Source organism: Dankookia rubra, assembly GCF_004355005.1.
Lineage (GTDB): Bacteria > Pseudomonadota > Alphaproteobacteria > Acetobacterales > Acetobacteraceae > Paracraurococcus > Paracraurococcus ruber_A.
On sequence record NZ_SMSJ01000179.1, the window covers coordinates 1 to 5,337 of the forward strand.

Sequence of the window (5,337 nt, forward strand, 5' to 3'; positions counted from 1 at the left end):
GCCGGTCCTTGGGTTGCGGGTACGGTGCACGATGTGACTGGCAGCTACGACCTCGCCTTTGCTTTGGCTGCCGTGCTATGTGCGGCGTCCGCAGCTGCAATCTGGATCGCGGCGCCGCGTCGCGTCCGGCAAGTGCCGGGCCGGTCTATCGTGTGACGTGGTTGCATCGTCGCGCTACCACCGACCAACGGATCACCGCTCCGCCTGGCCGATCGTCGAGAGCCGGCGGCGGTAGGCGGCGATCGCGGCGGGTAAGGCTGGCTGGTCATGCCGAGCACACCACGCGGTCCAATCTGCCCAGTCAGGGCGGTAGAACCTGCCGCGTCGCGTCCGACAGGCTCTCAGCGGCGTAGGCGGTCACCGCGTTGACAGGCAGGGCAGCCGGAGCGGTGCGTGCGTGCATGTCACGTTTTCTGAATGCTGTCGTACGGAAGGCAGGGATTCCAGTGGTTCCGGCATGCTCTGATCCTTGTCGAATTGCCTTTCTCCATGTCGTCCGTGCCCGATAGCGTGTCGTCTTCGCCGCACGACCTGCATCGCCGCCTCCAGGTCGCCGTAGTCGAAAGCCCGCTGCTCGAGCGGCCCGACGCCGGGCAGTGACGCCGGCGGCAGGACCTCGGGCGGCGCCTCCACCACGGTTGGCACCTCGCGCGGTCGCCCCCTCCTCCGCCCGGGCAGCGGCCGGCGCGGCGGCGCGGCGGCCTTGCCGCAGGGGCACAAGACCGGCGAGGCCGAAGAGGCGGCGGCTGTGGCGGTGCGTCACCTCGACCGCGACCTCCAGCCGGACGAACTCGTCGAGGATGGCGCAGGCCGCCTTCACCGACATGGCGAGGGCGGCGGCCAGCGTCGTGGCCGAGACCAGCGGGACGGCAGCAAGCAGGTCCACCGCCGCAGGCGCGCGCGAGGTGCTCCGCCGCCCGGCGGCCGCCGCCGTCCCCGCCTCGGCGGCGATCGCCTGCAGGAGTGCGGCAATCCAGAGCGCCGGCTCCCAGGGCTGGTGGGGCCTGAGCGCGGCCGCCCCGGTGAGCGGCAGCGGGGCGCGGAGCAGGCCTGCCCTGCCCTAGCGCCACACCAGGGCGGCGCGCAGCGGCGGACGCGTCCCGCCGCGCTCGAGCCAGCGCCAGACGTCCCAGGCGGTGTCGAGCAGCGGGACGCCGTACGGGTGCCTGCGCCGCGGCGATACCCTGGTGGTGTTCCGCATCGACCGGCTCGCCCGCTCGCTCGCCCATGTGCTGCAGGTGATCGAGCGCATCCGCTAGGCAGGCGCCCATTTCCGCTCCCTCGGCGACCCGATCGACACCGCCAGCCCGAGCGGGATACTGGTGTTGCAGATCATGGGCGCCATCGCCCAGTTCGAGCGCGCCCTCGTCGTCGAGCGCACCAAGGCAGGGCTCGCCGCCGCCCGGGCCCGCGGCCGGGTAGGCGCCGGCCAGGAGGGTGAGTGCCCCACGGCACCGAGAGGGCGGAGAGGTGAGGTGCGGGGGTGGCAGTCGGGCACTGCCGCTAGGAGGTGAGGCCTAGCCCGCCCCGCCCGCAGAGGATGCCGCGGCGCCAGCCTCCTCAGGAAGCCCCAGGTCGCCGGCACGGGCTACAATAGGCGTTGGAGGGTGCCTGTGCCGCATCCCTATGGACACTTGACCCGCCCCGACCGGCCCTTCCGGAGGAGGCGACGATGCAGAGCTGGTGGGACCGCTGGTCGGTATCAGTGCTGACTTTCCTGGCCATGATCGTCCTGGCCATGACCGTGGCCAACTGGGCGAGGCTGAAAGAGTGGCGAGCCGTCGCTACCCGCTATGAGAAGACCGCGTGTTCCTCCATGGGCGTGCTCTGCATGGCCGCCACGATGGACTGGATCAAGTAGCCGCACAGCACTCATGGACTCACAGGCCCTAGTAGCTGAAGGCGGTGCAGCGAAGTCATAGCCAGGCTCAGCTCTGACTTCGCTGCTGAAGCTCACTTAATCCAAAGCAAATCGTCAAACTCGAGGGCAGTCGGCAGTGCGCCCGGCGCCACGCCGGTCCAAGTCACGCTCGCATCAATCGACCCGTTTCCGTCGAGATCACAGTGAAGAGTTGCACCTTCGTAGCTAGCAGTGCCTGCGCTTTCGACCCAGGTTGCGTGGCTCACACCGGGCTTCCAGCCCCAAAGCGAGAGTTGTTCGCCAGCCTGCCAATCAGTGATCGTCGACCAAGTCGTCTGGCCGCTACGCCCATCGAGGAAGAAAACATCGGAACCTGCACCACCGGTGAGGAAGTTCGAACCTGTGCCGCCGTCGAGCACATCATTTCCATCGCCCCCGCTTGCGGCGTCGTCGCCCCCGAGCAGGTTGATGAAGTCATTGCTCGCCGTCCCTATAGCTACCTCACCATTTGCGTTACCGAGTAGCTGGTACTGCAAATAGGAAACGGGACCGCTGTAGGGTGTGGCGGCCTCGTGGCTCCAAACGCCGTCTCGAAAAATAGAGAAGAATGGTCCCGAGGACCCGGTGGGGTCGGTGGTGGTATTGGGGGTGAGGACGCCGGAGACCAACTCCGCTGCAGCGGCAGTTCCATTCGCAAACTGGAAGAACTCGACATTTGCGACGCTGTCGGTGCCGTCCCTGTCGGCCTCAGCGCCAGCGCGTGTGTCAGCGATGGTGAAGCCGTTCGTGGTCGCTGTCACGACGTAGTCAGCGCGGTTACCACTGTAGAAGATCTTGTCCGACCCACCACCACCATCGATGTCATCGTTGCCAGCACCGCCGACAATGAGATCGTCACCATCCAGGCCTCGCAGCGTGTCGCTGCCACCCAGCCCGATTAAAACACCGCTGACATCGCTGCCAACAATGGTGTCATCGGAGCCCGATCCGATGATCCCTTGAATGTTGATCAGCACATCGTGGCCGCCATGTCCGTCAACCGTAACGGTCCCCGCACCTAGCTGCACTGACACTGCGCCGACGGAGCTCCAGTAGGCTGCGAAGTTGAAACCTCCTCCGCCGTCTATCGTGTCGTTAGCCCCATTGCCGAGGATTGTATCATTTCCTGCACCGCCGGTGATCAGGTCGGACAGCTCGGTCCCAGTTATTAAACCATCACTAGTGATCACAGCCATGTGCGTACTTCCTATTGCGTAGGTCACTATGGTTGTGGTTTCGTCATGTAAGACCAACTCAAAAGCTAGTGCACTTCGTACTCGCTGCCGTGCAGGGTGACACGGCCTACGCCAATCCGGCCACTTCAGTGACGACGATTGCGATGGCTAAGGCGGTGAGGGTCACTCCTGCCGTCTACCGTGTGCGGGTGTCCACTACCGGAAACGGGGCGGCTGAAGGAGACAAAGGCTTCCAGCCGCTCCTACGCCGGGATGGATACACTCGGCACATACTCTGACATCTTGACAGTGGAAAGGTGACCGACGACCGGTAAGTTGATGCTTCTATGGTACTAAAAACTCATGCGTGAGATAAAATGAAACCCCAAATAAACTGAAACGGTCACTAGCTATTTGCATGAAGAAGAATACATCGCGTCCGTCGCCCCGTTCACCTCTTTGGGGCGCGGCGGAGACAGCGCATGCAGCGTGCATCAACCCGAGAGGTAGCGCAGGTACTGCACAATCATTCAGTGCACGATCCGTACCTTCTAGTCTTCGGTCCGGAGAGCCACGATGCACCAGGCCGGTACGTGCTGCGAGTCGTACTCGCCGTGCCTGAGGACAAGGTTACCGATCACCGCTGGACGGCCAAGTCGTTGGAGCAGGTGCGTGCAATGATCCCTTCAGGCCTTGTCCGTTGGCCGAAGGTACGCACCATCCCGCTGCCAGCCCTTGTGGAGCAGTGGGGATTGAAGCGCTAAGTCGGCATGCCCTCGCCGTAGCGGATTACGGCTTCAGCGAGAGCCGCGGTATCCATTAGCATGGTGCCGCTGGGGGTGGTGATACGTACCGGGATCCCTGTATCGCTCACCACGAACGCATAAGCCTCTGCCACCGCAACCTCGACGTTCTCGTGCTCGCTGGTCAGGAAGTTGGACAGATCCCAAAAGTGCAGGACCGCTGCCTGCGGCGGGGGTGTTTCCCGCCGCATGGCGCGAGCGATGGCCGCAAAGTCATTGGCGAGGAAGTCAGCCGTCACCGTTCGTCTCCTTCCCTTCCGGAAAACTACAGAGTCAGCCCCAGCCGTGCCGCAGCCGCCTGGAGCCGCTCCACATCGCCTGCGCGCCATTGCCGCCGGGTTAACAGCTTGGTCGCCTCGCCAGCCGGCATCCCGAGCGCCTCGCCAATCGCGGCCGCGGTGGTGATGCCCCGGTCTTCCAGAGCCCGGCCGATGGCCATGCGCAGACGGATGGTGACGAGCCGGTCCTCGCGCCGTTGCCGCTGCTCGACAGAGGTGAGCTTCGGCTTGTCCTGCGTCATAGACCACCTTGAGCGAGATGTCGCTGTGCCTCGCTGACCAGGTGGCAGTCATTGGCGCAGGCGACCAGCGCGGAGGCCTGGAACGGATGCTGGCTGCAAATGCCGGCACCTTTCAGGCGCTGCTCGAGCATGGTGCCCTGGACGCGGTGCTCGACGTGACGGGCGCAGCTGCTGCGGCGGATGCGCGGCTTTCTGGCTTGAACACCTCACAGGAGATCGCCGCATGACCGGCACTGACACTGAGCTGCTCGAGCTCTGCGCCGCGTGGCGCCCGGCCAACGGCCGGTACATGTCGGTCACGGACCGCCTCGACGACATCCTTGAGGATGACCAGTCCGCCGCCGATCGGGCGCTGGGCCAAGAGGTGCACCGCGCGGTGCACCAGATCGAGCGGCGGATCTTCGACACGCCGGCCACGACGTTGGCCGGCCTCAAGGCGAAGGCCGAGATCCTGGCCTTCATGGGCACCGAGATGGGCATCCCGGTAGACGGGCCGCACGGGTGGTCGCTGGTGACCGACATCATGACGCTGGGGAGTGCCGCGTGATGGCGCGCTTCCCAGAGCACCCCGCTCCCTCGCAGAACTACCTATCCCCCAGAGGCACCGGTAAGGCCGACACTCTGGCTGCGCTCCTACCCGCGCCGCCAATGTGGTCCGTCTTGCAGTGAGCTTTGGAGGCCACCCCCTCCCGACGTGCCGAGAAGGCCTGACGTGCCGGGGAGCGCCGACATGCTGGCGACCACACCTGTGCGGGGGAACGGCTGATGGTCTGCCGTACCCCCATTCCTCACGCCCCTGACGGCGTCTCGCCCAAGATCGCCGCCATTTGGACCGAGTACTTCCAAGCCTATGCCTGGGGCGAGCGCGACGGTGCGACCGACGACGACATAGCTGCTGCGGGCAAAGAGATGGAGGCAGCAGCCCGTCGCCTTGCCATC

General features: G+C 65.3%; 6 protein-coding genes and 2 pseudogenes. 5 read left to right on the top strand and 3 right to left on the bottom strand.

Features of this window, described 5'->3' with window-relative positions; translation table 11 throughout:
- The first annotated feature begins 800 nt into the window (after positions 1 to 800).
- From E2C06_RS35195 to E2C06_RS35205, 3 genes and pseudogenes are all read left to right on the top strand, one after another.
- Positions 801 to 1,064, top strand: a complete 264-nt coding sequence (locus E2C06_RS35195; RefSeq protein WP_133293199.1) for a hypothetical protein — start codon at positions 801 to 803, stop codon at positions 1,062 to 1,064.
- 72 nt (positions 1,065 to 1,136) lie between these two features.
- A pseudogene (locus E2C06_RS35200) lies at positions 1,137 to 1,514 on the top strand (recombinase family protein).
- 239 nt (positions 1,515 to 1,753) lie between these two features.
- Positions 1,754 to 1,861 (top strand): annotated as a pseudogene (locus E2C06_RS35205) (IS5-like element ISMex42 family transposase); the annotation flags it as partial.
- Between the two features lie 92 nt (positions 1,862 to 1,953).
- On the opposite strand, the gene E2C06_RS38225 reads toward E2C06_RS35205, so the two are convergent.
- The 3 genes from E2C06_RS38225 to E2C06_RS35220 all read right to left on the bottom strand — a co-directional run bounded on the left by E2C06_RS38225 (position 1,954) and on the right by E2C06_RS35220 (position 4,398).
- Entirely contained in the window at positions 1,954 to 3,096 is a 1,143-nt protein-coding gene (locus E2C06_RS38225; RefSeq protein ID WP_165982889.1) for a hypothetical protein, read from the bottom strand.
- 739 nt (positions 3,097 to 3,835) lie between these two features.
- The gene (locus tag E2C06_RS35215) at positions 3,836 to 4,117 is read right to left on the bottom strand and encodes a hypothetical protein (protein WP_133293201.1); all 282 of its coding nucleotides are present in this window, start codon (positions 4,115 to 4,117) and stop codon (positions 3,836 to 3,838) included.
- Between the two features lie 26 nt (positions 4,118 to 4,143).
- Positions 4,144 to 4,398 carry a hypothetical protein gene (locus tag E2C06_RS35220; protein WP_133293202.1) on the bottom strand — a complete coding sequence of 85 codons (255 nt, stop codon included), beginning with the start codon at positions 4,396 to 4,398 and terminating at the stop codon, positions 4,144 to 4,146.
- 8 nt (positions 4,399 to 4,406) lie between these two features.
- Between E2C06_RS35220 and E2C06_RS35225 the strand changes: the two genes are divergently transcribed.
- Both E2C06_RS35225 and E2C06_RS35230 read left to right on the top strand, forming a co-directional pair.
- Positions 4,407 to 4,625, top strand: a complete 219-nt coding sequence (locus tag E2C06_RS35225; protein ID WP_133293203.1) for a hypothetical protein — start codon at positions 4,407 to 4,409, stop codon at positions 4,623 to 4,625.
- A complete protein-coding gene (locus E2C06_RS35230) occupies positions 4,622 to 4,945 on the top strand; it encodes a hypothetical protein (protein WP_133293204.1) in 324 nt (107 codons plus the stop codon). The genes E2C06_RS35225 and E2C06_RS35230 overlap by 4 nt, the downstream gene beginning before the upstream one ends.
- The last annotated feature ends 392 nt before the right edge of the window (positions 4,946 to 5,337 follow it).

Coding starts and splice junctions, on each gene's coding strand:
- E2C06_RS35195 (WP_133293199.1), top strand. CDS start 801: ATGGCGCAGGCCGCCTTCACCGACATGGCGAGGGCGGCGGCCAGCGTC.
- E2C06_RS38225 (WP_165982889.1), bottom strand. CDS start 3,096: ATGGCTGTGATCACTAGTGATGGTTTAATAACTGGGACCGAGCTGTCC.
- E2C06_RS35220 (WP_133293202.1), bottom strand. CDS start 4,398: ATGACGCAGGACAAGCCGAAGCTCACCTCTGTCGAGCAGCGGCAACGG.
- E2C06_RS35230 (WP_133293204.1), top strand. CDS start 4,622: ATGACCGGCACTGACACTGAGCTGCTCGAGCTCTGCGCCGCGTGGCGC.